Source organism: Phenylobacterium sp. (genome assembly GCF_041913825.1).
Classification (GTDB): domain Bacteria; phylum Pseudomonadota; class Alphaproteobacteria; order Caulobacterales; family Caulobacteraceae; genus Phenylobacterium.
Window position 1 is genome coordinate 139,496 of sequence record NZ_JAYSEO010000010.1, and the last position, 25,600, is coordinate 165,095.

Annotated in this window: 31 protein-coding genes; 10 read left to right on the forward strand and 21 right to left on the reverse strand. The window is 70.4% G+C overall.

Annotated features, from left to right (window positions below):
- Nucleotides 1-171 precede the first annotated feature (171 nt).
- From ACE3Q8_RS10405 to ACE3Q8_RS10415, 3 genes are all read right to left on the reverse strand, one after another.
- On the reverse strand, nucleotides 172-1,482 hold the full coding sequence (locus tag ACE3Q8_RS10405) for a peptide MFS transporter (RefSeq protein ID WP_374470212.1): 1,311 nt from the start codon (nucleotides 1,480-1,482) through the stop codon (nucleotides 172-174).
- The gene (locus ACE3Q8_RS10410; RefSeq protein WP_374470213.1) at nucleotides 1,479-2,489 is read right to left on the reverse strand and encodes a dipeptide epimerase; all 1,011 of its coding nucleotides are present in this window, start codon (nucleotides 2,487-2,489) and stop codon (nucleotides 1,479-1,481) included. Before ACE3Q8_RS10410 ends, ACE3Q8_RS10405 begins: the two co-directional genes overlap by 4 nt.
- Nucleotides 2,490-2,567: 78 nt before the next feature.
- Nucleotides 2,568-4,598, reverse strand: a complete 2,031-nt coding sequence (locus ACE3Q8_RS10415) for a serine hydrolase (RefSeq protein WP_374470214.1) — start codon at nucleotides 4,596-4,598, stop codon at nucleotides 2,568-2,570.
- A gap of 268 nt (nucleotides 4,599-4,866) precedes the next feature.
- Here ACE3Q8_RS10415 and ACE3Q8_RS10420 point away from each other — a divergent pair, with 268 nt between their 5' ends.
- On the forward strand, nucleotides 4,867-5,571 hold the full coding sequence (locus ACE3Q8_RS10420; protein ID WP_374470215.1) for a helix-turn-helix domain-containing protein: 705 nt from the start codon (nucleotides 4,867-4,869) through the stop codon (nucleotides 5,569-5,571).
- Between the two features lie 6 nt (nucleotides 5,572-5,577).
- On the opposite strand, the gene ACE3Q8_RS10425 is transcribed toward ACE3Q8_RS10420, so the two are convergent.
- Nucleotides 5,578-6,054, reverse strand: coding sequence for a hypothetical protein (locus ACE3Q8_RS10425; protein ID WP_374470216.1), 477 nt, complete (start codon nucleotides 6,052-6,054; stop codon nucleotides 5,578-5,580).
- 168 nt (nucleotides 6,055-6,222) lie between these two features.
- On the opposite strand from ACE3Q8_RS10425, the gene ACE3Q8_RS10430 reads away from it, so the two are divergent.
- Complete coding sequence (locus ACE3Q8_RS10430; protein ID WP_374470217.1) at nucleotides 6,223-7,368, forward strand: mechanosensitive ion channel family protein; 1,146 nt, start codon at nucleotides 6,223-6,225, stop codon at nucleotides 7,366-7,368.
- A gap of 4 nt (nucleotides 7,369-7,372) precedes the next feature.
- On the opposite strand, the gene ACE3Q8_RS10435 is transcribed toward ACE3Q8_RS10430, so the two are convergent.
- The 6 genes from ACE3Q8_RS10435 to ACE3Q8_RS10460 are packed head-to-tail and all read right to left on the reverse strand — an operon-like array spanning nucleotide 7,373 to nucleotide 10,791.
- A complete protein-coding gene (locus ACE3Q8_RS10435; RefSeq protein ID WP_374470218.1) occupies nucleotides 7,373-8,191 on the reverse strand; it encodes a M56 family metallopeptidase in 819 nt (272 codons plus the stop codon).
- Nucleotides 8,184-8,555, reverse strand: coding sequence for a BlaI/MecI/CopY family transcriptional regulator (locus ACE3Q8_RS10440; RefSeq protein ID WP_374470219.1), 372 nt, complete (start codon nucleotides 8,553-8,555; stop codon nucleotides 8,184-8,186). Before ACE3Q8_RS10440 ends, ACE3Q8_RS10435 begins: the two co-directional genes overlap by 8 nt.
- Nucleotides 8,556-8,564: 9 nt before the next feature.
- Entirely contained in the window at nucleotides 8,565-9,128 is a 564-nt protein-coding gene (locus tag ACE3Q8_RS10445) for a MotA/TolQ/ExbB proton channel family protein (RefSeq protein ID WP_374470220.1), read from the reverse strand.
- Between the two features lie 58 nt (nucleotides 9,129-9,186).
- On the reverse strand, nucleotides 9,187-9,909 hold the full coding sequence (locus tag ACE3Q8_RS10450; protein WP_374470221.1) for a DUF72 domain-containing protein: 723 nt from the start codon (nucleotides 9,907-9,909) through the stop codon (nucleotides 9,187-9,189).
- The gene (locus tag ACE3Q8_RS10455) at nucleotides 9,906-10,427 is read right to left on the reverse strand and encodes a YdcF family protein (RefSeq protein WP_374470222.1); all 522 of its coding nucleotides are present in this window, start codon (nucleotides 10,425-10,427) and stop codon (nucleotides 9,906-9,908) included. Before ACE3Q8_RS10455 ends, ACE3Q8_RS10450 begins: the two co-directional genes overlap by 4 nt.
- A 40-nt stretch (nucleotides 10,428-10,467) precedes the next feature.
- Entirely contained in the window at nucleotides 10,468-10,791 is a 324-nt protein-coding gene (locus ACE3Q8_RS10460; protein WP_374470223.1) for a hypothetical protein, read from the reverse strand.
- A 239-nt stretch (nucleotides 10,792-11,030) separates the two neighbouring features.
- Between ACE3Q8_RS10460 and ACE3Q8_RS10465 the strand changes: the two genes are divergently transcribed.
- The 4 genes from ACE3Q8_RS10465 to ACE3Q8_RS10480 are packed head-to-tail and all read left to right on the forward strand — an operon-like array spanning nucleotide 11,031 to nucleotide 14,561.
- Nucleotides 11,031-12,158 (forward strand): MlaE family lipid ABC transporter permease subunit, encoded by a 1,128-nt coding sequence (locus ACE3Q8_RS10465; RefSeq protein WP_374470224.1) that lies wholly within the window; start codon nucleotides 11,031-11,033, stop codon nucleotides 12,156-12,158.
- Between the two features lie 5 nt (nucleotides 12,159-12,163).
- On the forward strand, nucleotides 12,164-12,991 hold the full coding sequence (locus tag ACE3Q8_RS10470) for an ABC transporter ATP-binding protein (protein ID WP_374470267.1): 828 nt from the start codon (nucleotides 12,164-12,166) through the stop codon (nucleotides 12,989-12,991).
- Nucleotides 12,991-13,929: an MlaD family protein gene (locus ACE3Q8_RS10475; RefSeq protein WP_374470225.1), complete on the forward strand. Its 939-nt coding sequence runs from the start codon at nucleotides 12,991-12,993 to the stop codon at nucleotides 13,927-13,929. Before ACE3Q8_RS10470 ends, ACE3Q8_RS10475 begins: the two co-directional genes overlap by 1 nt.
- On the forward strand, nucleotides 13,926-14,561 hold the full coding sequence (locus ACE3Q8_RS10480; RefSeq protein WP_374470226.1) for an ABC-type transport auxiliary lipoprotein family protein: 636 nt from the start codon (nucleotides 13,926-13,928) through the stop codon (nucleotides 14,559-14,561). The genes ACE3Q8_RS10475 and ACE3Q8_RS10480 overlap by 4 nt, the downstream gene beginning before the upstream one ends.
- On the opposite strand, the gene folD is transcribed toward ACE3Q8_RS10480, so the two are convergent.
- From folD to ACE3Q8_RS10500, 4 genes are read right to left on the reverse strand one after another with little or no spacing between them, the layout of a single operon-like run.
- A complete protein-coding gene (gene folD / locus ACE3Q8_RS10485; RefSeq protein WP_374470227.1) occupies nucleotides 14,558-15,457 on the reverse strand; it encodes a bifunctional methylenetetrahydrofolate dehydrogenase/methenyltetrahydrofolate cyclohydrolase FolD in 900 nt (299 codons plus the stop codon). The two genes, ACE3Q8_RS10480 and folD, sit on opposite strands and share 4 nt — an antisense overlap.
- A gap of 26 nt (nucleotides 15,458-15,483) precedes the next feature.
- A complete protein-coding gene (locus ACE3Q8_RS10490; protein WP_374470228.1) occupies nucleotides 15,484-15,960 on the reverse strand; it encodes an NUDIX domain-containing protein in 477 nt (158 codons plus the stop codon).
- Entirely contained in the window at nucleotides 15,960-16,967 is a 1,008-nt protein-coding gene (locus ACE3Q8_RS10495; protein ID WP_374470229.1) for a S1/P1 Nuclease, read from the reverse strand. The genes ACE3Q8_RS10490 and ACE3Q8_RS10495 overlap by 1 nt, the downstream gene beginning before the upstream one ends.
- A 39-nt stretch (nucleotides 16,968-17,006) precedes the next feature.
- Nucleotides 17,007-17,603: a glutathione S-transferase family protein gene (locus ACE3Q8_RS10500; protein WP_374470230.1), complete on the reverse strand. Its 597-nt coding sequence runs from the start codon at nucleotides 17,601-17,603 to the stop codon at nucleotides 17,007-17,009.
- A 186-nt stretch (nucleotides 17,604-17,789) separates the two neighbouring features.
- Here ACE3Q8_RS10500 and ACE3Q8_RS10505 point away from each other — a divergent pair, with 186 nt between their 5' ends.
- Together ACE3Q8_RS10505 and ACE3Q8_RS10510 are read left to right on the forward strand one after the other, a co-directional pair.
- Nucleotides 17,790-18,269 carry a 3D domain-containing protein gene (locus tag ACE3Q8_RS10505; RefSeq protein WP_374470231.1) on the forward strand — a complete coding sequence of 160 codons (480 nt, stop codon included), beginning with the start codon at nucleotides 17,790-17,792 and terminating at the stop codon, nucleotides 18,267-18,269.
- Nucleotides 18,270-18,321: 52 nt separating this feature from the next.
- A complete protein-coding gene (locus ACE3Q8_RS10510) occupies nucleotides 18,322-18,798 on the forward strand; it encodes an AAA family ATPase (RefSeq protein WP_374470268.1) in 477 nt (158 codons plus the stop codon).
- On the opposite strand, the gene ACE3Q8_RS10515 is transcribed toward ACE3Q8_RS10510, so the two are convergent.
- From ACE3Q8_RS10515 to cobA, 6 genes are read right to left on the reverse strand one after another with little or no spacing between them, the layout of a single operon-like run.
- Nucleotides 18,799-19,617 (reverse strand): ferredoxin--NADP reductase, encoded by an 819-nt coding sequence (locus tag ACE3Q8_RS10515; RefSeq protein WP_374470232.1) that lies wholly within the window; start codon nucleotides 19,615-19,617, stop codon nucleotides 18,799-18,801. It abuts the gene before it with no gap.
- A gap of 28 nt (nucleotides 19,618-19,645) precedes the next feature.
- Nucleotides 19,646-20,392, reverse strand: coding sequence for a phosphoadenylyl-sulfate reductase (locus tag ACE3Q8_RS10520; protein ID WP_374470233.1), 747 nt, complete (start codon nucleotides 20,390-20,392; stop codon nucleotides 19,646-19,648).
- Nucleotides 20,392-20,895, reverse strand: coding sequence for a DUF934 domain-containing protein (locus ACE3Q8_RS10525; RefSeq protein ID WP_374470234.1), 504 nt, complete (start codon nucleotides 20,893-20,895; stop codon nucleotides 20,392-20,394). Before ACE3Q8_RS10525 ends, ACE3Q8_RS10520 begins: the two co-directional genes overlap by 1 nt.
- The gene (locus ACE3Q8_RS10530; RefSeq protein ID WP_374470235.1) at nucleotides 20,879-22,534 is read right to left on the reverse strand and encodes a nitrite/sulfite reductase; all 1,656 of its coding nucleotides are present in this window, start codon (nucleotides 22,532-22,534) and stop codon (nucleotides 20,879-20,881) included. The genes ACE3Q8_RS10525 and ACE3Q8_RS10530 overlap by 17 nt, the downstream gene beginning before the upstream one ends.
- A 10-nt stretch (nucleotides 22,535-22,544) precedes the next feature.
- Entirely contained in the window at nucleotides 22,545-22,904 is a 360-nt protein-coding gene (locus ACE3Q8_RS10535) for a DUF2849 domain-containing protein (protein WP_374470236.1), read from the reverse strand.
- On the reverse strand, nucleotides 22,901-23,731 hold the full coding sequence (gene cobA, locus ACE3Q8_RS10540) for a uroporphyrinogen-III C-methyltransferase (RefSeq protein WP_374470237.1): 831 nt from the start codon (nucleotides 23,729-23,731) through the stop codon (nucleotides 22,901-22,903). The genes ACE3Q8_RS10535 and cobA overlap by 4 nt, the downstream gene beginning before the upstream one ends.
- A gap of 176 nt (nucleotides 23,732-23,907) precedes the next feature.
- Between cobA and gcvA the strand changes: the two genes are divergently transcribed.
- Both gcvA and ACE3Q8_RS10550 read left to right on the forward strand, forming a co-directional pair.
- Entirely contained in the window at nucleotides 23,908-24,864 is a 957-nt protein-coding gene (gene gcvA, locus ACE3Q8_RS10545; protein ID WP_374470238.1) for a transcriptional regulator GcvA, read from the forward strand.
- Between the two features lie 68 nt (nucleotides 24,865-24,932).
- Complete coding sequence (locus ACE3Q8_RS10550; protein ID WP_374470269.1) at nucleotides 24,933-25,211, forward strand: chorismate mutase; 279 nt, start codon at nucleotides 24,933-24,935, stop codon at nucleotides 25,209-25,211.
- A gap of 7 nt (nucleotides 25,212-25,218) precedes the next feature.
- Here ACE3Q8_RS10550 and ACE3Q8_RS10555 read toward each other — a convergent pair whose 3' ends face one another.
- Entirely contained in the window at nucleotides 25,219-25,542 is a 324-nt protein-coding gene (locus ACE3Q8_RS10555) for an Hpt domain-containing protein (protein WP_374470239.1), read from the reverse strand.
- Nucleotides 25,543-25,600: the final 58 nt, after the last annotated feature.

Genomic DNA, 25,600 nt, shown 5'->3' on the forward strand with positions numbered 1-25,600 from the left:
CCCTTCTCTCTCTGCTCGTTCCCTCGCCCCGCACGGCGCCCAGAGCCGCCCGGGGTCTGCCGCCAAAGCGGCTCTTATTGGTCCTGATGTGGCGACAGTGATCCTGATTGGAGAATTGTCAACTGATCCAGCCTATTCAGGACTAGCCGCCTCGTTTCTGCACTTCTCCGATCACACCTGGCCGACGCCGGCCGGGGCCGGCGCGTCCGCCGCCCCCTGCGCCTCCACCCGGCGGGTCAGCGGCGACAGCGCCAGCAGGCCCAGCGCCGAGAGGCCCGCCACCGCGGCCATCAGCGCGAAGAAGGGCGCTGGCGAGAGCCGGCTCCAGAGGGCGCCCAGCACGCCCGCCAGGAGGTTGCCGGCGAAGGAGGCGAAGAACCACGCCGCCACGGCCGTGGCCGCCATGCCGGCGGGGGCGGCGCGGGCGAAGAGACCAAGGCCGACGGGCAGGATGTAGAGCTCGGCGGCGGTGAAGACGGCGAAGAAGGCGGCCAGCCAGATCCAGCTCGCCTGGACACCCAGCGACGACGCCGCGGCCAGCAGCAGGTAGCTCGCCGCCACGCCGAAGGCGCCCAGCGCCATCTTCACTCCGGCGGAGGGCTCGCGCCCGCGCTCCGCCTGCCGCGACCAAAAGGCCAGGAACAGCGGCGTCAGGGTGAACACCAGAAGCGGGTTCAGCGACTGGAACCAGGTCATGGGGATGGAGAAGGCCTCCCCCACGCGCCGGTCGACGCCCTGGTCGGCCCAGAGCGCCACGGTGTTTCCGACCTGCTCGTAGGCGCCGCGGAACACCACCACGGCGAGGCCGACGCCCAGCAGGATCAGGACGGCCGCGCCGCCCGTCCGCCCGCGCTCAGAACGGACCTGGCGCGCGGCGCGCGGCGGTTCCGGCGGAAGGTGCCGCCCGCCGGCGATGTAGAGCGACAGGCCGGCAAGCATGCCGAGGCCCGCCGCGCCGAACCCATAGTGCCAGCCGTAGACCTCCCCCAGGGTCCCGCAGACCAGCGGGGCCAGGAATGCGCCGAGGTTGATGCCCACGTAATAGACGTTGTAGGCGCGGCCCCGCCGCGGATCGTCCGGCTTGTAGAGCGCCCCGATCTGGCTGGGCAGGCTCGGGAGGAACAGGCCGTTGCCGAGCGCGATGCAGGCCAGCGCCCCGTACAGCAGCGGCTCGAACGCCATCATGAAGTGACCGACCGCCATGATCGAGCCGCCGAGGATCACTGCCCGCCGCCGACCGAGCCAGCGGTCCGACAGGACCCCGCCGACGATCGGCGTGAAATAGACGAAGGCGGCGTAGAGCCCGTAGACCATCGAGGCCTGGGCCTGGGGCATCAGGAGCTGCTTGGTCATGTAGTAGACCAGCAGCGCGCGCATGCCGAAGAACGAGAACTTCTCCCACATCTCGGTGAGGAAGAGGACCGTCAGGCCCGGCGGCTGGCCGAACCAGCTCCGCTCGGTCGGCGCGGCGGCGACGGTCACGACGGCGCTCCCCACCCGTGCTCCGGATAAGAGATCAGCCCGTCGGCGTAGGTGACCGCGGGCTCGCGGTCCCTGGTGATGAAGATCGGTCCGTCGAGGTCCACCACCTCGCAGAGTTGGCCGAGCAGGAAGGCGGGCCCCATCGCCAGGCTCGTGCCCACCATGTTGCCGACCATGACGCCGAGCCCCAGGCGCTTGGCCTGGCGGGCGATCTCCAGGCCCTCGGTCAGGCCGCCGCACTTGTCGAGCTTGATGTTCACCACGTCGAAGCGGCCGACCATGGATTCCAGGTCGGCGAGGCTCTGCAGGCTCTCGTCCGCCGCGACCGGGATGGAGCTGCCCAGTCCCTCCATGTCCGCCTCGCGGCCGCGGGCGAACGGCTGCTCCAGAAGTCGGACCTTCGCGTCCACCAGCGCCGGCATCAGCCGCTCCAGGGTGTCCGGCACGAACCCCTGGTTGGCATCCACCGCCAGCCAGGCGTCGGGGCGGGCGCCGCGCACGGCCTGCACGCGCGCGGCGTCCAGGTCGGCCTCCCCGGTCAGCTTCAGCTTGAGGGCGCGGGCATGGGTGTAGCCCATTGCCTTGCGCGCCATGATCTCCGGCTCGGCCGCGCCTACGGTGAAGGTGGTGACCAGCGGCCGCGGGCGCTCGAGGCCGGCGATGGCCCAGGCGGGCCGTCCGCCGAGCTTCGCCTCCAGATCCCAGAGCGCGGCGTCGACGGCGTTGCGGCCGCCGCAGGGCGGCATCGCCCGGCGCAGCCCCTCGCGGTCGACGCCGCCCTCGATCGCCTCGCGCGCCGCCTCGATGGCGGCCACCATCGCGGGCACGTCGTCGCCCAGGTAGTAGACGCCCGAGGCCTCCCCCTGCCCTTCCGCCGCACCGTTCCTCAGCCGGGCGACGACGACAGGCATGTCCGTGAAGACGTAGCCGGTGATCTTGAACGGTTCGGCGAGGGCGACGGGCTCCTCGGCGACGCTGAGCGCAAGGCGCGGGCGCAGGGCGGTCATGCGACCTCCGGGAAAGTGCGGGAAAGCCAAGGTCGGAGGAGGCGCCCGGGCGGAGCCGGACGCCTCGCCCTCAGGGGATCAGAAGTTCACGCCCCAGCCGACCAGGTGGTAGGCGACGGCCAGGTAGGCGAGGATCACTGTCGAGATCAGGATCAGCGCGCTCCAGAGCTTCGCGAACCAGCTCCGCTGACCGCGCCAGACGACCCACACGTTCCAGCCGGCGACCAGCACCGCGCCCAGCACCGCTATGGAGCCGACGATGTGCAGGAGCCAGAGCACCGGATCGAGGCCGCCGTTCAGCAGGGTCAGGTCGGCGAACATGGCCATCACCGTGCCGAACCAAGCCAGGATCGTACCGGCCGAGGCGAGCGCGGCGATACGGACGAGGCGATAGGCCCGGCGCTCCTGGCCCGCCAGCGGGAACGGCGCGCCCATCCGCCACCGCACGATGGCGGTCACCGGCCACAGCACGAGCGTGAGCAGCAGGATCGCCAGGCTGGCGCCCACCGCCGGCACGAGCCAGCTCGAGGCCTTGGCCGGATGTTCCGGCGTGAACACCATGAAGGGCGAGAACTCGTCGATCGACCAGCGGACGACCTTGCCCCCCTCGACCACGGCGCCCAGTCGGCTGTCGCCGCCAACCTCGTACCAGAGGAAGGGCGTGATCTCGCGGTACTTGCGCAGCGCGCCACTGCCGTTACGCCAGATCGACACCGAGATCGTCCCGTCCTTGTTCGGGACGATCTTGGTCGCGCCCAGCAGATTCGCCAGGCTGACCAGGCTGGTCTCCACGCGACGGGAGTTGTCGTACGTGCCGGCGATCATCTTCGCGTGCTCGGCCGCGGTCTTCGCGTCGACCTGGGCCGTCGGGTTGGGGCCGGGCAGGTAGCGGTTGCTGAACTCGCGGAAGAGCGCCATCCGGATCGGCCCCGCCGCGCCTTCACGGCCCTCGCTGTTCACCGAGACGTACAGGCCGACGTTGTCGTCGAGGTAGAGGTAGAGCTCGGTGTGGAACCACTGGGTGTCGCCCCCGTGGGAGATCACCCGGCGTCCGTTGACGTTCTGCTCGTAGAAGCCGAGCGCCATACGGTTCAGCGGCGGCAGCAGGGTCCGGGTCGTGTCGTGCATCATCCGCGCCGTCTCGGGCGCGAGGATCCGCTGACCGCGGTACTCGCCGTCCTGCAGGTGGGCGATCATGAAGGCCGCCATGTCCTGGCCCGAGGCCGACATGGCGCCGGCCGGAGCGAGCGGGATCAGCTCGAACGGCTTGGCCTCGCCCGAGGACGCGCGGTTGTAGCCCTTGGACATGAAGGGGACGAGGTTCGCCGGCAGCGGCTGGCGGAACGTGGCGTGCGTCATCCCCAACGGGCGGAAGATGTTCTGCTCGATGTAGCTGTCGAAGTCCTGCCCGGAGACACGCTGCACCACGTAGCCGGCGAGCGCCGTGGCGTAGTTGGAGTAGGCCGGGGTCGTGCCCGCCGGATAGATCCGGGTGGGCGTCCAGCTCTTCAGCGCCTGCTCCAGCGTCTTCAGCCGGGTCGGATCGTCGTCGATGAGCCCCTTCACGGCCTCCTCAAAGCCCGCGGTGTGGGTCATCACGTCCCGCATGGTAATCGGCTTGCCGCCCGGACCCGGCGGCATCTTGAAGTCGAGGTAGGTGTTGATGTCGGCGTCGAGATTGACCTTTCCGCGCTCCACCTGCTGCATCACGGCCGTCCATGTGAACAGCTTCGAGGTGGAGCCGGGCCGGAACAGGGTGGTCGCCGGATCCACGGGCGTCCGCTTCGCAACGTCCGAATAGCCGTAGCCCTTCTGCAGCAGGGTTTGGCCGTCCTTGACCACCACCACCACCGCGCCAGCCACGTCGCCGCTTTCCAGGGCATAGGGCATGAAGCCGTCCAGCCAGGCCTCTAGGTCCGGCGCGGTGAGCGGCCGCGCGACGTCGCCTCCGACACCCAGCGGCGCGGGCGCCACGGGCGGCGAGGACAGCGGCGTCGGCGCGGAGGGCGTGACGGACGGAGCCGGACCAAACTTGGGCGCCGCCTGCGCGCCCAGAGCTGAGAGGAGGCCCGCGGCGAGCAGGGCCGCGGCAGTTCTGAGACGTCCCATGTGTTCCCCCTGGCGCGGCGCCGGGCCGGCCACTCGGTCCTCCAGCGCCAGGCCGGGCAGGCCTCGCCGCGGAGAAACCATCCTGATAGGGCGATAGTGATCCCAGTCGGAAAATTGTCAACGGTCCCGGGTTAGGCTGCCGCAGCGGGCCTCGGCTTCACTTGCGGCGGCCCGCGCGAGGAATATGCTGGCGGCGCGGCCCCGCCGTACCCGCCGAGGCTTGTCCTGATCAGGACGCGCCGGGCGGCCCGGGATGAGAGGAACGATCTTGACGTCACGCCAGCCGACGCTCGGCAGCCTGCTCCGCGGCCTCAGGGCCCGGAACAACTGGACGCTGAAGGAGATGAGCGAGCGGACGGGGATCCCGCTGTCGACGCTGTCCAAGGTCGAGCACGACCGCCTGACGCTGACCTACGACAAGCTCCTGCAGCTCAGCCAGCGGCTGAACCTGCGGATGTCCGAACTGTTCGCCGAACCGGAAACGGCCTCGGCCGGCGGCGCGATCACCGCGCGCCGGTCCATCGGGCGGCTGGAAGAGGCGATTCGCGTCCAGACCCCGAACTACGACTACTACTACCTCTGCCCCGAGCTGCGCCGGAAGCGCATGGTGCCCACCGTCACGCGCATCCGCGCCCACAGCGTCCAGGAGTTCGGTGAGCTCGTCCGCCACCCGGGGGAGGAGTACATCTATGTCATCGAGGGCCCGGTGGAGATCCACACCGAGTTCTACGAACCCGTCACCCTGCAGACCGGCGAGTCCATCTACATCGACAGCACCATGGGCCACGCCTACATCGTGCCGGAGGGGATCGAGGAGGCCGTGGTCCTCGGGGTGTGCTCCAGCGCCGAGGAGGACCTGATGGAATCCCTCATGACCCTGCACCACGAGGAGCCGGCCCCCACGGTGGTGCGGGCCCCACCCCGCCGGCTCGAGGCCGCCGCGACACCTAAGCGCCAGCGCGCCCGGCGCTGATTTCGTTCAGGCCCAGGGCACCCCGCCCAGCGGGTGGCCGAACCGGGTCTGGACGATCTTCTGGTCCACCCGCCCGACGTCCGGCCTGAGCCCGAGCTGCCGCGCCCACTCCCGGGCCGCGCCATGGTCCCGAAAGTAGCCGGTGAGCGCATAGTCGTAGCCGCCGGCCAGCAGCACCGCGGCGGCCACAGCCGGATCCGACCGGCAGTAGCCTTCGAAGGCGGAGAGCTGCGCCTTGGAGAGCTCCTTCAGCTTGACGTAGGTGAGCGCCTCCAGCGGGCGCCCGGCCCGGGCGGGCACGAAGACGTCGCTCCAGCGCGCCGAGCCGTCGTGGCGCATCACCGAGAGCCGCTGGCGCACCACCTCAAGCTCCAGGCCGGTAAGCTCCGGCAGCTCCGTGACCCGCCCCTCCCGCCGGCTCGACAGCGCCTCCAGCAACGCCCGGTCCCGCCGGCCATACGACCTGTACCCCGATGCGCCCATCGTCGCCTCCTGGTGGAAGCGTGCACAGCGTTGTCGGGATATTCAATCCTGATTGGGACAGTATAAGTCGGATCGGAGAAATGCGTTGCCCTAGACCCGGTCCCTGGCGGCGGGTTCGTGCCCCGGCTCCCCGTGAACCGTTCGCCGCCGCCGCGGTTCTCTAGCACCATGACCCCTCCAACCTTCGTGGTCCGCCTGCGCGAAAGCGTGGATTGGGCGCCGCCTTGGCTCGCCACCCTCATCGTGTTCGGACTGGCTGTCGCCGCCGCGCTGATGGCCCACGTGGTGGTGGTGCGGCTCGTGCGCGGCGCGCTCCGGCGCCGGGACGAGTTCTGGCGCGCCCTGCTCGTCCGCACCCGCCGCCCGGCGCGCATGCTGACCGTGCTGATCGTCCTGGGCGCCGTGGCCCCGGCTGCGCCGCTCAGCCCGGGAGCGACCGCCCTCTTCCAGCACGTCATGCTGATCGCCTTCATCCTGGTGATGGGCTGGATCACGATGACTGCGCTCGACATCGGCGCCGCGCTTTACATGCGCCGCTACCGGGTCGACGTGAGCGACAACCTGATCGCCCGGAAGCACCTGACGCAGGTGAAGATCCTGCGCCGCGCCGTCGCCGTCCTCGTCATGGTGGTGAGCGTCGGCCTGGCGTTGATGACCATCAGCGGGGTGCGGCAGTGGGGCGTGAGCCTGCTCGCGGCCGGCGGCGCGGCGTCCATCCTCGTGGGCCTCGCGCTGCAGCCCCTGCTGTCCAACATCTTCGCCGGCATCCAGATCGCCGTGACCCAGCCAATCCGCATCGACGACGCCGTCATCGTCGAGAACGAGTGGGGCAACGTCGAGGAGATCACCACCACCTATGTGGTCGTGCGGCTGTGGGACGAGCGGCGCATGGTGCTGCCCCTCACCTACTTCCTCCAGAAGCCGTTCCAGAACTGGACCCGCGAGTCGGCCCAGCTCATGGGCACGGCCATGCTCTACGTGGACTACGCCCTGGCGGTGGAGCCGGTGCGCCGCAAGCTGGAGGAGATCCTGCGCGCGTCACCGCACTGGGACGGCCGGGTGGGCGTCGTCCAGCTCACCGACCTCAAGGAGCGCACCATGGAGCTGCGCTGCCTCGTCAGCGCCGCGGCCTCCGGGCCGCTCTTCGACCTGCGCTGCGAGGTGCGGGAGAAGATGATCGCCTGGCTGCAGGCCGAGCATCCCTACGCCCTACCCCGGGAGCGCCAGGTGCTGCACCGGGGCGAGGACTGGGGTCGTGAGGAGGAGGCGCGGCCGAGGGGCGCGTCCGCCCCCGAGCCGCCGCGTCCGCAGTAGCTGCCTAGGGGCGGATGGCGTCCACCGGCCCCGTCAGCGTGCGCCCGGCCCGGCCGCCGCCCCCGACCTCGCGCGGCGTCTCGCGCCGTTTTAGATGGGCCACGCGCACCTCGAGGGGATGGCGGCCGCGCGACGGCCAGTAGCAGCCGAGCGGCAGCGGAGTGGCCGCGAGCTGGGTCTTCAGCAGCGCCCGGGCGTAGGCCGAGCGCGCGCGCGGCCGGTTCATCACCACGGCGGCGTCACAGGCCAGCTCCTGGTCCAGCCGCAGGAAACCGGCGGCGAGATGGACGAAGGGGTTGAACCAGAAGAGACAGCGGACGAGCGCCAGCAGCGCCACGGCGCGGGTGTCCTTGCGCGCGATGTGCTGGCGCTCGTGGGCGCGGATCAGCGCCCGTTCCTCGGCCGTGTAGTGCCCGTCGTCGGCAGGCATGACGATGCGTGGCGAGATCAGGCCGACCACCGCGGGCCCGGTGAGCCCTCGCCTCAGTTGCACGGCGAAGCGCGCCTGGCCGATCGCGAAGGCCGTCGCCATCAGCGCCGCGCCGGCCGCCCAGGCGGCGAACACCGCCTCGGAGGGGGCCGGCACGGTCAGCCGCCGCTCGGGCGGGAGCACAAGGAAGAAGACCAGGGCCAGGGCGGCGGCGGCCGGCGGCAGGAACCACAGCGCGTAGGCCGACTGGGGGCCGAGCAGGCCGCGGACCGGGATACGGCTGCCGAGCACCCACAGGACGGCCAGCGCGGTCGCGGCGTTGACGTAGAGCACGAGGGCGGCGAGCCCGGCGAGGATGTCGCCGCCGAGGATGGTGACGAGCGCTTCAGTCATCCTCGTCGAGATCCTCGATCAGCCGCTTGAGGCGGTTCACCTCGTCCGGCGTCAGCGCCCGGTGCTTGGCGTAGTGGGCGACCAGGGGCGCAAGCTCGCCCCCGAACAGGCGGTCGAGCAGCCCCTGGCTCTCGCCGGTGACATAGTCCGCCCGGCTGACCAGCGGCCGGTAGCGGGTGCGCCCGCCGGCCCGCTCAGAGACCAGCGCCTTCTTCTTGAGGAGGCGGTTGATCAGTGTCTTCACGGTGGCCTCGCCCCAGTTCTGGGCCGGACCGACCTGGGCCACGATCTCGTCGGCGCTGAGCGGCTCGCCGGCCCAGAGCGCTTCCATGACGTGGCTTTCCGCGGCCGAGATCTTCGTCATGCGGCCAGTTTACGCGGTTAAACGCGACTGGCGAGCGGGAGATTGCAAGGACTCTTCCGTCGAGCGCGCGGCGGACGCCGCGGCATGGATCTTGGCTTTCAGGTGACGGTCGCCCATCACGGCGATCGCCGCCGCCAGCAGGCCCAGCATCGCCGCCATCAGCGCTTCGGCGAAGCCCGGGGCCATGATGGCGAGGGACGGCGTCGGCCGAACGTTGGAGAGCCCGATGAAGCTGTGGAGCAGGCAGTAGGCCGCTCCGAAGAAGCCCACCAGCGGTCCGGCCGCGCCGAGCGCCGACAGGTAGGCCAGGGCGCCGCCCGCCCCGCGGCCCACATCGCGACGCGTCGCGTGCAGGATCCAGACCGCCAGGGCGGCCAGCGCGGCGAGCGCGAGCCCCGACATCACCAGCTTCATGATGGGATCGGCGTCGGCGAACACCCCGCCCAGCGTCAGCCGCTCGGCGGCGGGAACCACGGCCAGCGGCGGATCGGCCGGGGCGGTGGGCTGGGCCGCCGCATTGACGCCGAGGAGGAAGGTGAGCGCGCCGGCGCTCCAGGTGACGTGACGAAGCATGAGCGTCTCTCCGATTTATGTTTGTAGTTTTATGAAACTACGCTCGTAAACCCGAGAGTCAATCTCCGAGCAGCTCCCGCAGGCGCAGGGCGTTGGCGGCCGCCGCGCCCGAGCTCGTGTTGTCGAAGACGCACCACACCGCCTCGGCCTCTTCGCTGCGGAGCTGCGCGGCCAGCGTGGCGAGCATGCCCTCGTCGTAGGCCGACCAGTACATCCGGGGCGAGCCGTGCAGCCGCCAGTAGGCCAGGCCGGGCCATCCGCCCGGCGTCCCCGCCGCCGGGTGGCGCATCGGGTCGGCGGCCACCCGGGCGACGCGCACCTCGGTCAGCAGCGCCTCGGCGGAGGGCTCGAACCAGGTCGCGTGGCGCGGCTCGCAGGCTACGGGTCCGGCATGGCGCGCCCGGAGCTCGCCGAAGAAGCCGCCGGCCACAACGGAATCGAACGCCAAGCTCGGCGGCAACTGCACGAGGATGGGACCCAGCTTGGGCCCCAAGAGGCGCGCCTCATCGAGGAAGGCGTCGAGCAGCTCGCCCGGGTCGGCGAGCCGGCGCTCGTGGGTGAGACTCCGGGGGACCTTCACGGCGAAGGCGAAGCCCTCCGGCGTCTCCTCCGCCCATCGCCGCCAGGTGCCCGGCCGATGCGAGCGGTAGAAGCTGGAGTTGATCTCCGCGGCGCTCAATCGTCCGGCGTAGCGCACGAGCCCGCTGCCGGCCTCGGGAAACGCCTCCCGGACCGCCCGCGGAACCGCCCAACCCGCGGTGGCGACGCGGATCCGGCTCATCGCCGGATCTCCGACAGCAGGCTCCGCCGGCGCGTCAGCACGATGGCGAGGTCGTAGGGAATCGCCAGCGCCTCGCGCAGTCGCATGCGCAGCCAGTGGCGGCGAGGCGCGCCGCCCCGTCCCGGCAGCAGCGGACCGACCTTGGTCCGCACGCCGAGGGCGCCGAGCAGAAGGCGGATCCGCAGGATGTGATAGCGGTCGCTACAGACGATGCAGCACGATAGCCCCCTCGCCCTCAGGAAGCGGACCGTAGCGAGAACGCTTTGCAGGGTGTCGCGGCTCTCCTCGTCAAGGACGATCCGCGTGTCCGGCACGCCGCCCGCCCTCAGCGCGGCGGCCATGACCGCGGCTTCCGACGGCGGGTGCCGCCCGACCGCTCCCGAGCACAGCACCACGGAACTCGGATCGCGGAGCGCCGCCTGCAGCCCGTAGCCGATCCGTCGGGCGAGCGAGGGGGACGGTCGACCGTCCGCGCGGACGGCGGCGCCGAAGATGACGATGGCGGCGGGACTCTCCACGCCCGGAGATTGGCGAAGCCGGGCCGGCTCCGCCAGCGGCCTAGGCCCGGTTCTCCTGATTCATCGGCGGATGGTACTGCTCGATGAGGTCGGCCCGCTCGGCCTCGCGCACCGCGCGCGTCACGTTCAAGCGCGTCAGCACCTTGGGGTCGGCGTATTGCTGACGGGCGGCCTCGAGGGCCTTGCGCCAGGTCAGGTTCGCGAGGTTGTCCGTCTCACCGGCATAGACCACCCGGGCGCCCTCCTCCGTCACCTCGGCGATGACGTAGTTCGCCCCGGCCGGCGTGATGAACCGGTCCTCCTCGAGCGCGGTGTAGCGGTAGCGGGCGCCGGATTTCCCGGCGAGTTCGATCTGGCGGGTCAACGCACTCTCCAGCCTTGCGTCTCACGGGGATTCGCCGGGCGAATCCGAGAGGTGACGATTACCGGGCCGAGTGGGGCGAAAATGGGCCGCAGCTTGGCCGTAGAAACGCGGAACGGGCTGCGCCATAAGGCGTTCGGGCCTTAGGGCAGGCTCTGCTAGGGTCGGGGTAAGCGCGCCGAGATGACTCGGCGCTGATGCCTGCGCCCATACTGCCAGGGAGCTTTCGAGACCGCCGCCGGATGGAGAGACCCGCCGACTTCACCGTCAGAACCGCGGCGGATCGCCCCACCGTCAGCCTCAGCGGCGACTGGACCGCGAGCCAGCTCGGCGACGCCGGCCGCAATCTGGCGGCGACGCTCGACGGCCAGGCTGGCGCAGCCCTGGACCTGATGCAGGTGCGCCGGATGGACACGGCCGGCGCCTATGCGGTGATCCGCGCCGCGGGCCACGATTTCGACATCGAGCAGACCCGGGCTCGGCCCGAGACCCGCCGGCTGCTGGCCTTGGTCGCCGAGGCGGTGACGCGCAAGCCGGTGGTGCGCCGCGAGCCCAAGGGCTTCCACGACCTGACCATCCGGATCGGCAAGGGCGTGGTGGACCTCGGCCACGAGTTCCTCGAGACCATGGGCTTCCTCGGCCACCTGCTGGTGGTGCTCGGGCGGACCCTGGTCAACCTTTTCATCGCGCCGCAAAAGATCCGCTGGGCGGCGGTCGTCTCGCTGATGGAACGGGCGGGCCTCGACGCCATCCCGATCGTGGCCATCACCTCCTTCTTCATCGGCGCGGTGGTGGGCCTGCTCGGCGCTAACATGCTGCGGCAGTTCGGGGCCGAGGTGTTCGCCGTCGAGCTGATCGGCATCGCCGTGCTGCGCGAGTTCAACATCATCATCACGGCGGTCCTGCTGGCCGGCCGCTCGGCCTCGTCCTTCGCGGCCGAAATCGGCTCGATGAAGATGAACCAGGAAGTCGACGCCATGCGGGTCCTGGGCGTTGATCCGTTCGACGCCCTTGTCTTGCCGAGGTTCGCGGCCCTCTTGCTGACCATCCCGCTCCTCACCTTCGTCGCGACGCTCGCCGGCCTCTTCGGCGGGATGGTGGTGACGTGGTCGGCGCTCGACCTCGGCCCCGCCTTCTTCCTGCAGCGGATCGTCGACAACGTGGGCGCCACCCAGTTCTGGATCGGTCTGTCCAAGGCGCCCGTGATGGCGGCGGTGATCGCCGGCATCGGCTGCCGCCAGGGGCTGCTGGTGGGCGGCGACGTGGAATCCCTCGGGCGCCGCGTGACCGCCGCCGTGGTGCACGCCATCTTCGCCATCATCATGATCGATGCGGCCTTCGCCCTGCTCTACATGGAGCTGGACATTTGACCGAGGTGCGGGACGAGCGGGCGCTCTCGGACGAGGAGCTGCTGGACCAGGACGGCCCCGCCGTCGAGGTGCGCGGCCTCGTCAACGCCTTCGGCGATCACGTGGTCCACGACCGGCTGGACCTCACAGTGAAGCGCGGCGAGGTGTTGGGCGTGGTCGGCGGCTCGGGCGCGGGCAAGTCGGTGCTTATGAACTCGATCATCGGCCTGCGCAGCCCCCAGGGCGGGACGATCCGGGTGTTCGGCAACGACATCGAGACCGCCTCGCGGCGGCGCTGGGACGCCATCAACCGGAGCTGGGGCGTGCTGTTCCAGAGCGGGGCCTTGTTCTCCAACCTGACGGTCAAGGAGAACGTCGCCGCGCCGATGTTCGAGCACACCAACCTCAGCCGCGCCGAGATCTACGAGCTGGCGGAGCTGAAGATCGCGCTTGTGGGCCTGCGTCCGGACGCCGGGGTGCTGAAGCCGGCGGAGCTGTCAGGCGGCATGCGCAAGCGCGCCGGCCTCGCCCGGGCGCTGGCGCTCGACCCCGAACTGCTGTTCCTCGACGAACCCACGGCGGGGCTCGACCCGATCGGCGCCGCAGCCTTCGACGAACTGATCAAGGATCTTTCCGACAGCCTCGGGCTGACGGTGTTCATGATCACCCACGACCTCGATACCCTGTATGAGATCACCGACCGGGTGGCGGTGCTCGCCGACAAGAGGGTCGTGGCCTGCGCGCCGGTGCAGGAGCTTGAGACGTCGGATCACCCATGGATCCGCGAATATTTCCTCGGGCCCAGGGGGCGCGCCGCCAAGGCCGCGGCCGACCGGGCGAGGACGGAGGCCTGATGGAGAAGAACGCCAACTACGCCATGGTGGGGTTGTCCGCCCTGATCCTGTCGATCGGGCTGGTCATCTTCATCGTCTGGCTCGCCCGCTGGCAGTTCCGCCAGGAGAACGACCTGTACGACATCCTCTTCCAGGGCCCCGTGCGCGGCCTGAACCAGGGGGGCGAGGTCCACTTCAACGGCATCAAGGTGGGCGAGGTCACCCGCATCGCGCTTGACCGGACGAACCCCAGCCGGGTTATCGCCCGCGCCCGCGTGACCTCGGACGTGCCGATCCGGGTCGACTCCTACGCCACCCTCGAGCCGCAGGGCATTACCGGCGTGAACTACATTCAGATCACCGCCGGCACGCCCTCGCGCCCCCTGCTCAAGGACACCGTGCCCGACGACAAGATCCCCATCCTGCGCAGCCAGCGCAGCACCCTCTCCGACCTGCTCGAAGGCGGCGGCACGGTGCTGACGCGCACCATCGAGGCGCTGGACCGGGTGAACCGGGTCCTGTCCGATCAGAACATCAAGAACTTCTCGGCTGCCGTCTCGGACGCCCAGGCGGTCACCGCCGAACTGCGGGAACGCAAGGCGATCATCGCCGACGCCCAGAGCGCCCTCCAGCGGATCGACCAGGCGGGTGCGGAGCTGACGCTCCTGCTCCAGGACAGCCGGACGCTGATCAACGGCGACGGTCGCCGCACGTTGGCCAATGTGGCCGACGCCGCCGAGGAAGCGAAGGTCGCCGCCCGCGACGCGCGCGCCATGATCAGCTCGCTCCAGGCGCCCACGGCCGACTTCGCCACCAACGGACTGCCGCAGATCACCGCCGCGGTGATCCAGCTTCAGAGCGCTGCGGAGAGCCTCGAGCGGCTGGTCAACGAGGTGCAGCGCGGCGGCGCGGGCGCCATCACCAAGCCGCGCGCCAAGGAACTGGAGGTCGAGCCTTGATCAAATCGAACGCCCTCCTAAGGCTCACAGTGGCCGCCATCGCCGCCCTGGCGCTCGGCGGCTGCATCTCGCTCTTCCCGAAGAGCGACCCGGCCCAGCTCTACCGCTTCGGTCAGACGCCGGTGTCCACGACCGCGACCGCTCCGCCGGCCGGCAGCGTCGCCGTCTTCCGCGCCGGCAGCGTCTTCCAGAGCGAGGCCTCCGGGGACCGCCTGCTCGCGATCACCGGCGACGAGGCCTCGTACATCGCGGATTCCCGCTGGGTGGCGCCCGCCTCGGTGCTCTGGGACCAAGCGGTGCTGACCGCCTTCGACGCCGCGCCCGGGCGCGTGCGGCTGGTCTCGCGCGGCGAGCTGGCCCGCGCGGACTACGTGCTCCGGCTGGACGTGCGCAGTTTCGAGACGCGCTACGAGAACGGCCCCGACGCCGCGCCCACGGTGCTGGTCCGGGTGCGTGCAGCTCTGACGCGTCCGCGCGACCGCGCCTTCGCCCGCGAGCAGATCTTCGAGGCCCGCGTCCCGGCCGCCGGCAACCGGGTCAGCGCCATCGTGGGCGGGTATGACCGCGCGACGGCCGACGTCCTGGGCCAGCTGGCCCGCTGGTTGGAGGCCGAGGCGACGCCCCTCGCCTAGCCGATCCCGGCGATCCGCTTGGCGGCGGTGAGGGTGTTCTGGAGCAGGACCGCCACCGTCATCAGGCCGACGCCGCCCGGCGCAGGCGTGATCCAGCCGGCCACCTGGGCGGCCTCCTTGAAATTGACGTCGCCCACCACCTTCGTGCGGCCGGCGGCCGCCTTCACCGGATCGTCGAACGGGACCCGGTTGATGCCCACGTCGATGACCGCGGCGCCCGGCTTGATCCAGTCGCCCCGGATCATCCGCGGCCGTCCCACGGCGGCCACCAGGATGTCGGCCTCCCGGCAGACGGCCGGCAGGTCCTGGGTGCGGGAATGAGCGATGGTCACCGTGCAGTCCGCCTGCAGCAGGAGCTGGGCCATCGGCCGCCCGACCAGGACGGAGCGGCCGACGACCACGGCCCGCTTGCCGGCAAGGTCGCCCACCGTCTCGCGCAGCAGGATCATCGAGCCCAGGGGGGTGCAGGGCGTCAGCGCCGGCACGCCGTTCGCCAGCCGCCCGGCGTTGACCACATGGAGACCGTCCACATCCTTGTCGGGACTGATGGCGGCGATCACCGCCTGCTCGTCCAGGTGCTTGGGCAGCGGAAGCTGCACGAGGATGCCGTGGATCGCCGGATCGGCGTTCAGCTCGCCCACCAGCCGCAGCAGTTCGTGCTGGCTGGCGTCGGCGGGAAGCCGGTGGGTCACCGAGTGCATGCCCACCGCCAGGGAGTGCTCGCCCTTGGAGCGGACGTAGATCTGGCTGGCCGGATCGTCGCCGACCAGCACCACCGCCAGGCCCGGCTGCAGGTTGTAGTCGGCGCGAAGCCTCGCCACTTCCTCGGCCACGCGGTTGCGGACGCGCTCCGCATAGACCTTGCCGTCGATGATCTTGGCCGTTGGCTCGGACATGGGCGCTCCCGCAGAAGGCCCGTGGGTTAGCCGTTCGGGCGCGTCCGCTCAAGGCGCCTGAGCCATGCCGCCACGGCCCAGGCATGGGCTTCGCGGTCCAGAGCGACCAGCGCGGCCTGCGGCGGCATCCAGACCAGCGTGTGGTCGTCCTCGACCTTCAGCTCCGGCGCCTCGGCGGCGACGCGGGCCTCGAAGAACTGGCCGCGGGAGTTGTGGGCCCAGCCGTCGTCGTTGACGAAGAACTGGTCGGCGCGGGCGAACGGCTCCGCCTCGACCGTGACCCTCAGCCCCGCCTCCTCGCCGCATTCCCGCGCCACGCCCTGCGCTGCGCTTTCGCCGGGATCGACGCCGCCGCCCGGCAGGTCGATGACCCGGCCCCTCTGCCGGCTTTCGACCTGCACCACCCCGAGCTGCCCGTCACGCACGATGAGGGCGAAGGCCGTCGGCCGATCCGGGTAGTCCTGGCCCGCCTCGCGCACGCCGAACTGCGGGACCGCCCGCATCAGTCGATGCCGTAAAGGTTCGGATAGGGGTCGACCTTGCCCGCGACCACGTCGGCCACGGCCACGGGACGCCAGCCGACCTTGCTGTTGGCGCTGGCGCGCCAGCTCTCGACGATGACGTCGCGCAGCTCGGACGCGCCGACGGCGAGCTGCTGGGTGGCGAACGCCGGTCCGCGCGGATCGGTCTCAGCGAGGCCGCCCGCCTTCTCAAGCTCGTAGAACGGGATCACCAGCTTGCCCGTGGCGACGAGGTAGTCCGCCGTGCGCTGCTCCAGGCTGCAGTCGCAGACCCGCAGCGGGGCGACCTTCGCCTCGACCTCGGACGCGCGCACGCGCGTCTTCACGAGCTCGCTCTCGAACGGCCCATGCAGGCGCGCGGTGGAGTAGCCCTGCGGGTTCGGGTAGTCGCCCCAGCCGTTGTAGTGGACGCTCACGTGGAGCGGCTGGCTGCCGTCGCCCACGAAGTGCGACAGTTCGCCGATCGTGCGCAGGATCAGGCCTTCACGGCGGATGCGATCAGCCTTGAACCAGGCGCGGTGCTTGCGCCACTTCGGGTTGGCTTCGGCCGCCTTGAGGATCCGCCAGTAGGCGAAATCGCTGGTGAGCTGCTGGCGCCGATCGATGATCGAGAATTGCAGGTAGCCGGCCTTCCACATGTCGAGGCCAGCGGCGCGGAGTGCGGTCTCGTAGTCAGCCTTGGTCGCCTGGAAGGGCAGCATCGGCGGGCCGCCGAGGATCTTCCCCTCCTCATCCAGGTCGACGAAGTGGGCCGCGTCGCGGTCGTGGTCATGCACCTTTCCGGCGCCCTTGGAACGGTCGGGCTCGCGGGACAGCTCACCGATGTGGGTCACCGCCGAGCGGGTCCGCAGGAAGGCCGGCGTCTCGGTGGGCAGCGCCCGGGCCGCGGCTTCGCCGACGATGCGGTGACCGGCGTTGCCCCAGGCCAGCGCCTGAGTGGGGGCCACGATGGCGGCGGCGACGAGGAGGGCGGAGAGGGTACGCTGCATGAGCGCCCCTTTGCGCACTCCCCCGCCCGAACGCAAGCGTCAGGCGGCCTCTGCGGCCGCGATTCCGAGCGCCCGCTCCACCCGATCGATCCACGCCTGCAGCGCGGGGTAGGCCGCAAGGTCGAAGCCGCCTTCGTCCGCCACCCGCGTGTAGGCGACGAGCGCAACGTCCGCCAGCGTCGGGGCCTCGCCCACCAGGAACGGTTTCTCGGCGAGCGCATCCTCGAGCCGCTGAAGGGCGGCGCGGCCCCGGTCGACGATCTTCGGCTCGAGTTCGGCCGCAGGCCGGCCCAGGTACTTCACCTGGAAGCGGGCGACGGCGACGTACGGCTCATGGCTGTACTGCTCCCAGAACAGCCATTCGAACATGCGGGCGCGGTCGTAGGCGTCCTCCGGGATCAAGCGCGAACCTTCGGCCAGGTGCAGCATGATCGCGTTGGACTGGGCGAGCGGGCGCCCATCGTCGAGCACCACCGCAGGCACCTGCCCGGCCGGGTTCAGCGCCAGGAATTCCGGCGTCCGGGTCTCCGCCCTGACCACGTCCGTCTCGACCCAGTCATAGGGAATCCCGAGAAAGTCCGCGGTCCATTTGACCTTCAGGCAGTTGCCGGAGATGGAATCGCCGTAAATTTTCATGGTCTCTGCCCCCGAGCTTCACCGCAGCCAGAGGCGAGAATTTCTTAAGGAAAGCAAGCGACGATGCCTCGACGGCGCTGTTAGCGCCTCTAACAGGCATGAACGCCGCACCCGCTGCGGGTTGCCCCGCGAGCGGAGTCCGGCTACGACTCCCGCCACCAGTACAACGACGAAGGAGACGCCGTCATGCGACGCCGCCTCGCCGCCCTGGCCGCTTTCTCCCTGATTGCTGTGGCCTCAAACGCGCAAGCCGCGCCCAAAGATCCCGTCGGCGATCTGATCATGTCCGTGATTACCGGCAGCATTCCCAATGCGCCGGGCTGGAACGTGAAGGCCACCCTCTACCATGCCGGCGCCAAGGGCGTTGGCGCCCTGGACTCCCTCGGCTGCAAGGTCGTCGCCATGCGGACGGTCGCCGTGGACAAGAACGTCATCCCGCGCCGCAGCGTCCTGTTCATCAAGGAAACCGTCGGCCTGAAGATGCCCGACGGCAAGCTGCACGACGGCTACTGGTACGCTTCCGACGTCGGCGGCGCGATCAAGGGCCAGCGCATCGATCTCTATACCGGCCGCGGTTCCGCCTCGATGACCCCGGTCAAGAAGCTGAACCTCTCCACCCTCTCGGCGGTGAAGGTCGGCGAATTCAAGGGCTGCCCGCCGGCGTGACCTTGCGGGCGCCGCGGAGCGACGCCTGATCCACAAGCCTGATCTCTACGCCCTGACCGGCGGCCCCGGCGCCGGCAAGACCACACTCGTGCGCGCCCTTGAGAGGCGCGGCCTGCGCTGCATTCCGGAGAGCGCGCGGGCGATCATCACGGAACACGGCGGTCGGCCGCCCCTGCCCCGCTTCGCCGCGCTGATGCTGGAACGCGACCTGGCTCACTTCCAGGCCGAGACCGGCCCAGCGCTCTTCGACCGCACGCTGGTCGACGCCTGGGCCACCTTCCGCACCGAGGCAGGCGCGCAGGCGATGCGCGCGCACCGCTTCAACGCCGTCGCCTTCGTCGCGCCGCCCTGGCGCCAGATCTATGTGCAGGACGCCCAGCGCGACCAGACGTGGGCGGAGGCGGTGGCGAGCCACGAGCTCTGCGTCCGCGCCTACGATGAGGCCGGATATCGGCTCCTAGAGCTCCCCCGCGCCGCGCCCGACGAACGGGCGGCGTTCGTCATGGAGGCCATCGGCCTCCACGCCTGATCACGTCTCGACGAAGGCCTTCTCGAGGACGAAGTCGCCGGGATTGGCGATCGAGCCCTCCACGAAGCCGCGGTCGAGGAGCTGCTGCTTCAGGTCCACCAGCACCGACGGGCCGCCGCAAAGCATCACCCGGTCCACCGCCGGGTCCCAGGGCGGCGTGCTGAGGTCGCGGAACAACTGACCGCTCTCGATCAGGTCGGTGATCCGGCCCTTCGTGCGGAACTCCTCGCGGGTGACCGTCGGGTAGTACTTGAGCTTGTCCCCGATCACCTCGGCGAGGATCTCGTCCTTCGGCAGCTCCGCCTCGAAGAGCTCCCGGTAGTTCAGGTCCTTCACCTGGCGCACCGTGTGGGTGACGATCACCTCGTCGAAGCGCTCGTAGACCTCCGGGTCGCGGGCCAGCGACAGCCACGGCGCCAGGCCCGTGCCGGTGCCCAGCATATAGAGGCGCTTGCCCGGCTTCAGGCCGTCCAGCACCAGGGTGCCGGTGGGCTTGCGGCCGATCAGCACCTGGTCGCCCACCTTGATGTTCTGCAGGCGCGAGGTCAGCGGGCCGTCCGGCACCTTGATCGAGTAGAACTCCAGCTCCTCGTGCCAGGACGGCGATGCGATGGAATAGGCGCGGACCAGCGGCTTGCCGTCCTCCTTCATCAGCCCGACCATGACGAACTGGCCGCTGGAGAAGCGCAGGCCCGGATCCCGCGTCGTCCGGAACGAGAACAGGCTCTCGGTCCAGTGCTGGACCCAGGTCACCGTCTCCACATAGAAGGCGCCCGAAGGCTTGAGGGCCGGGGCGGCCGCGGCGGCAACGTCGTTCATGTCCAATTCGTCTCGTGTCTCGGCGCCGTCAGATGTCGCCGCCCATGTTGGTCACGGCGCCCGGAGCGCGGGCCACATGTATGCCGCACTCGGTTTTGTCCAACCCTTTCCAGCGGCCGGCGCGGACGTCCTCGCCGTCTTCCACCGGCTGCGTGCAGGGCCAGCAGCCGATCGATGGGAACCCCTGGGCCACCAGCGGGTGCGCCGGCAGGTCGTGCTCGGCGGCGTAGGCGTCGAGCTCCGTCTTGGTCCAGTTTGCCAGCGGGTTGAACTTCACCTTGCCGTCGGCTTCCTCGACCACGCGAAGGCGCAGGCGGTCGCCGCCGTGGAAGCGCTTGCGCCCGGTGACCCAGGCGTCGAACTCCACCAGGGCGCGGTCCAGCGGCAGCACCTTCCGGATCCGGCAGCAGGCGTCGGTGTCGGTCTGCCAGAGCTTCGCCTGCGGGTCCTCGGTGGCGAGATCCTGGTAGAGCGGGCGGATGTCACGGATGCCGGTGAGCCCGAGCCGCTCGGCGAGCTGCCTGCGGTAGTCAAGGGTCTGGCCGAACAGGTGGCCGGTATCCAGGAAGATCACCGGCAGGTCCGGCTTCACCTGCGACAGCATGTGCAGCAGCACCGCCGACTCCGCCCCGAAGGACGACACCAGCGCCAGGCTGCCCCCGTAGTGGGCGACCGCGGCCTTGAGGATCTCGATCGGATGGGCGTCCCGAAGCTCCGCGTCAAGACGCTCGGCCAGGGTCGGCGCCCTGGCGGCGGATGCGTTGTCGTAGGCCATCACTCTCCCCGCTCCACATAGGCGGGCGGCCGCGCATCGGCGGCGCGCTGGTAGACGTGGCGGAAGCGGTGGACGGCCCTTGCCCACGCTTCCGCGCTGGAGCCGTCCGCCGGCTCGAAGGCGTCGAAGCCGCACCGGGCCATCTGGCCCGCCAGCTCGCGAAGGACATCGCCCACCGCCCTCACCTCGCCGGCGTAGCCGTAGCGATCGCGCAGCAGGCGGGCGTTGGTGAAGGCGCGGCCATCGCCGAACTTCGGGAAGTTCAGCGCCACGACCGCGATCCTGGGCAGGTCGTAGGCGAGCGCCTCGACCTCCTCGGACGACTCCAGCTTCACGCCCACCTTCCGGCCCTCCGAGAGCAGCCGGTCGCCTTCCGCCTGGAAGCGGGTGAGCGAGATGATCACGTCGCCCTTCGGGATCGCCCAGTCGTCGGTGACCGTGGTGAACGGATCCTCGACCAGCTCGAAGCGGCCGTCGGCGGTGAGCTTAATGCGCGTCGGCATAGACGGCCTCCTTGAACGGGGCGACGCCGGTGCGCCGGAAGGTGTCGAGGAACCGCTCGCCGTCCCGGCGCTCGCGCAGGTAGACGTCCACCAGGATATCCACGGCGTCGGCCACGCGCTCGTAGGGCAGCGCCGGACCGAGAATCTGGCCGACCGAGGCGTCCTCGGCCCCCGAGCCGCCGAGCGTGAGCTGGTAGAACTCCTCGCCCTTCTTATCGACGCCGAGAATGCCGATGTGGCCCACGTGGTGGTGGCCGCAGGCGTTGATGCAGCCGCTGATCTTGATCTTCAGCTCGCCCACGCGCTCGGCGCGGTCCTGGTCGTCGAACTTGCGGGCGATGTTCTGCGCCACGGGGATCGCCCGGGCGTTGGCTAGCGCGCAGTAGTCCAGCCCCGGGCAGGCGATGATGTCGCTCACCAGGTTCATGTTCGGCGTGGCGAGGCCGGCCGGCGCCAGCGCCGCCCAGACCGCGGGCACGTCGTCGAGGCGGACGTGCGGCAGCACCAGGTTCTGCTCGTGCGTCACCCGGATGTCGTTCTGGCCGTAGCGCTCCGCGAGGTCGGCCACGACCTCCATCTGCTCGGCGGTCGCATCGCCCGGCGTCTGACCGATGGCCTTCAGCGAGATCTCGACGATGCCGTAGCCGGGAATCTTGTGCGGCTTGACGTTGTTGCGGGCGAACCGCGCGAAGGCCGGGTTCGACGCCTTGGCCTCCTCGTAGGCTTCCGAGCGGTTCGGGAAGGTGTCGAACGCCTTGGGCGCAAAGGCGCCGCGGATGCGCGCGAGCTCGGTGTCGGGCAGGTCGACGCCCGCGCCGATCTTCTCCCACTCGGCTTCCACTTGGCGGGCGAACTCCTCGCGGCCCATGGAGGCCACCAGGATCTTGATCCGCGCCTTGTGGATGTTGTCGCGCCGTCCGTAGCGGTTGTAGACCCGCAGGATCGCCTCCAGGTACGAGAACAGCCGGTTGGCCGGCAGGAACTCGCGGATGGTGGGCGCGATGTGCGGCAGCCGGCCGAGGCCGCCGCCGACCATCACCTCGAAGCCCAGCGAGCCGTCGCGCGCGCGGCGCAGCACCAGTCCGATGTCGTGGGTCTTGGCCGCCGTCCGGTCCTTCGGCGCAGCGGTGATGGCGATCTTGAACTTGCGGGGCAGCCAGTTGAATTCCGGGTGCACCGTCGACCACTGGCGGATGGACTCGGCCCACACGCGCGGGTCGTCGATCTCCTCGGCGGTCGCCCCCGCGTAGGGGTCGGCGGTCACGTTCCGCACGCAGTTGCCGCTGGTTTGGATGGCGTGCATGTCCACCTCGGCCAGGTGGTCCATGATGTCCGGCGCGTCCTTCAGCTTGATCCAGTGGAACTGCAGGTTCGTGCGGGTCGTGAAGTGGCCGTAGCCCTTGTCGTAGGTGCGCGCGATCCAGGCGAGCTTGCGGAGCTGCGTCGGGTTCAGCGAGCCGTAGGGGATCGCGATCCGCAGCATGTAGGCGTGGAGCTGCAGATAGAGGCCGTTGCGAAGCCGCAGCGGTTTGAACTGGTCCTCGGTGAGTTCGCCGGCGAGGCGGCGGCCGACCTGCTCGCGGAACTCCGCGGTGCGGTCCGCCAGCATATCCCGGTCGATGGCGTCGTACTGGTACATGGGCGCGCCTCTACTTGCGCTTGATCAGATTGACGCGGCCCGAGGACCGGGCCGCGCCTTGGGTGTTGAGCAGGGCTTCGACCATGGCGCCGCCCTCCTCCTGCTTGCCGTGCGCCAGGTTGGTCGGCCCGAGCGCGCGGATGCGCTCCCGGTAGCTGACCGGCGCCCAGATCCCCTCGGCCTCCATGAGGTCGATCAGGTAGGGCTCGACCACGACGGTGGGCTGGTTCTTGCCGTGCGCCTCCGCGGCTTCCGCCGCCGCATCGCCATCCTGGAAGAGCTGCGCGTCGGCGAACCGCTCGACCCACTGGCCTTCGCGCCAGAACACGACCTCGCCGTCCACGAGGCGGTTTGCGGTCAGCGCCCTCATGCCCGCGCCTCCTTCAGCAGGGTTTGCAATTCCGCGCCGCCCGCCTGGGCCAGCGCCATGGCTTCACCAACCACCAGCAGGGCCGGCCCCGCCAGGGACGCGGCCGCTTCGGCCAGCCCGGCGAGCGTGGTGACCACCCGGCGTTCGTCGGCGCGGCTGGCGTTCTCGACGATCAGCGCCGGCGTCGACGGATCACGCCCGGCCGCCATCAGCCGGGCGGCGATCGGCGCGGCCATGGACAGGCCCATGTAGACGACGACCGTGTGGTTGGCCTTGGCCAGGCCCTGCCAGTCGAGGTCGGGCTCGGCGCCCTGGGCTGCATGGCCGGTGACGAAGGTGACCGCCTGGGCCGAGCCGCGATGGGTCAGCGGGGCTCCGGCCGACGCGCCCGCGGCCAGCGCCGCGGTGACGCCGGGAACCACGTGGCACACCACGCCCGCCTCGCGGCAGGCCTCCAGCTCCTCGCCGCCGCGGCCGAAGATGAACGGATCGCCGCCCTTCAGCCGCACGACCGTCAGTCCCTCGAGGGCGAAGGCCACAAGCATGCGGTTGATCTCGTCCTGGCTGTAGGAGTGGCGCGACTTGCGCTTGGCCACCGAGATCCGGCGCGCGCCCTCGGGCGCCAGCCGCAGAATCTCGTCGGACACCAGGCCGTCGTGGACCACCACCTCCGCCCGCTCCAGCGCCTTCAGGGCCTTGATCGTCAGGAGCTCGGGGTCGCCGGGACCCGCGCCCACCAGCCAGACCGCGCCCGGCGTCCGCTGCGGCTTGCCGCCGAGGACGACCAGCCGGTCGGCGCGTCCAGGCCTGTCGGGGAAATGCCGCATGAAATTAGCTTCTCTAAACGCCTTCGGCTTCAAATCAGGACGGGGCGGACCAAGGCCCGCCCCGCCGCTTCGCCCGCCGGTGAAAAGGGCCGATACACCGGCGGACGCTTGCAAATAGGTGTCGCAGACGCCAATTCGCAACCGAAAGACTTCTGTCGGGGCTGTCAGAGATTCTCATGGAACGACCGCACGAGCGCCGGCGCCTGCCGCCTTTGAACGCCCTGCGCGCGTTCGAAGCCGCGGCCCGGCATCTCAACTTCAGCCGCGCCGCCGACGAGCTGTCGGTGACCCCGGGCGCGGTGTCCCAGCAGATCCAGAACCTCGAGGACTATGTGGGGGCGGCGCTGTTCAAGCGCACGCCCAAGGGCCTGCTGCTCACCGATGCGGCCCAGACCGCCCTGCCCGCGCTGCGCGAGGCGTTCGACCGCCTGGCCGAGGCGGCAAGCCTGCTCACGGCGGCCGTCGACGGCCGCCGGCTGACCATCACCGCCCCGCCCTCCTTCGCCGCCAAGTGGCTGGTGCCGAGGCTGGGGGCGTTCGAACGCGCGCACCCGCAGGTGGACGTGTGGCTGTCCGCGGGCATGGAGCTCGTCGACCTGACCGCGGGCGAGGTCGACCTCGCCATCCGCTACGGGGCCGGTCGTTACCCGGGCCTGGAAGTGAAGCGCCTGGTCAGCGAGACAGTGATCCCGGTGATCAGCCCCGAGCTGCTCAAGGAGGTCCCCCTCGCCACGCCCGAGGACCTGAAGAACCACACCCTGCTGCACGACGGCTCGCCCGAGATCGACGACAGTTGCCCGGACTGGCCCATGTGGCTGGCCGCGCGCGGCTTGAAGGGTATCGACGGCCATCGCGGCCCGCGTTTCAACCAGTCGAGCCTGGTGATCGAAGCCGCCGCCAACGGCCGCGGCGTGGCGCTGGCGAAGCGCACCCTGGCCCAGGCGGACCTGGACGCCGGCCGCCTGGTCGCGCCGTTGCAGATCGCCACGGCGGTCGACTTCGCCTATTACCTCGTCCATCCCAAGGCCAAGGGCCGGCTTCCGCAGGTCAAGGCCTTCATCAGCTGGATCGAGGCGGAGGCCGAGGCGCACGAAGCGGCGCTGGCGGCCATCGACCACGGCGCCGGCATCTGACGAGCGATCTGGACTTGAGCACGACGATTACGATCGACGATCGGCCGCTTCCGGCCGACTGCACGACGATGGCCGAGGTGCGGGTCGGCGTGGACGCCCTTGACCGCGCCCTGGTCACCCTGCTGGCCGAGCGCCAGCGCTACATGGACGCCGCCGCGCGCATCAAGCCCGAGCGGGGCGCGGTGCGGGACGAGGGCCGCATCGAGGACGTGGTCGCGAAGGTGAAGGCGGCGGCGCGCGCGGCCGGGCTCTCCGAGGAGATCGCCGAGCCGGTGTGGCGGCTGCTCATCGAGCGCTGCATCGCCTACGAGTTCGGCGTCTGGGACCGTCTGCGCCAGGACGCGTGAGGCTGGCTCAGCCGTTCGCGACCCGGTAGGCCGCGATCTCCGACATCGCCTCGGCGAGCGCCGCGCGCACGGCCGGCAGCTCGTCGGGGCTGCCGAACTCGGCGCGCTCGCAGACGTCGCCCAGCGCCCGCGCGCCGACGCCCCGGGCCGCGCCCTTGATGGTGTGGGCCACCGCCCGCCAGTCGGGATTTTCCGGCGTCAGCGCGGCCTGCCAGGATTCGGCCTGCTGGCAGAACAGCGCCAGCACCTCCAGGACGATGCCGGCGTCGCCGCCGACGAAGCCCTCGAGGTAAGCAAAATCAACGGCTTGCGCCTGCTCTTCGGCCGTCACGAAACAACTCTCCCAAACGCCTTGCCAACGCCGCGTTTTCGCGTATTTTCCGCGCCCT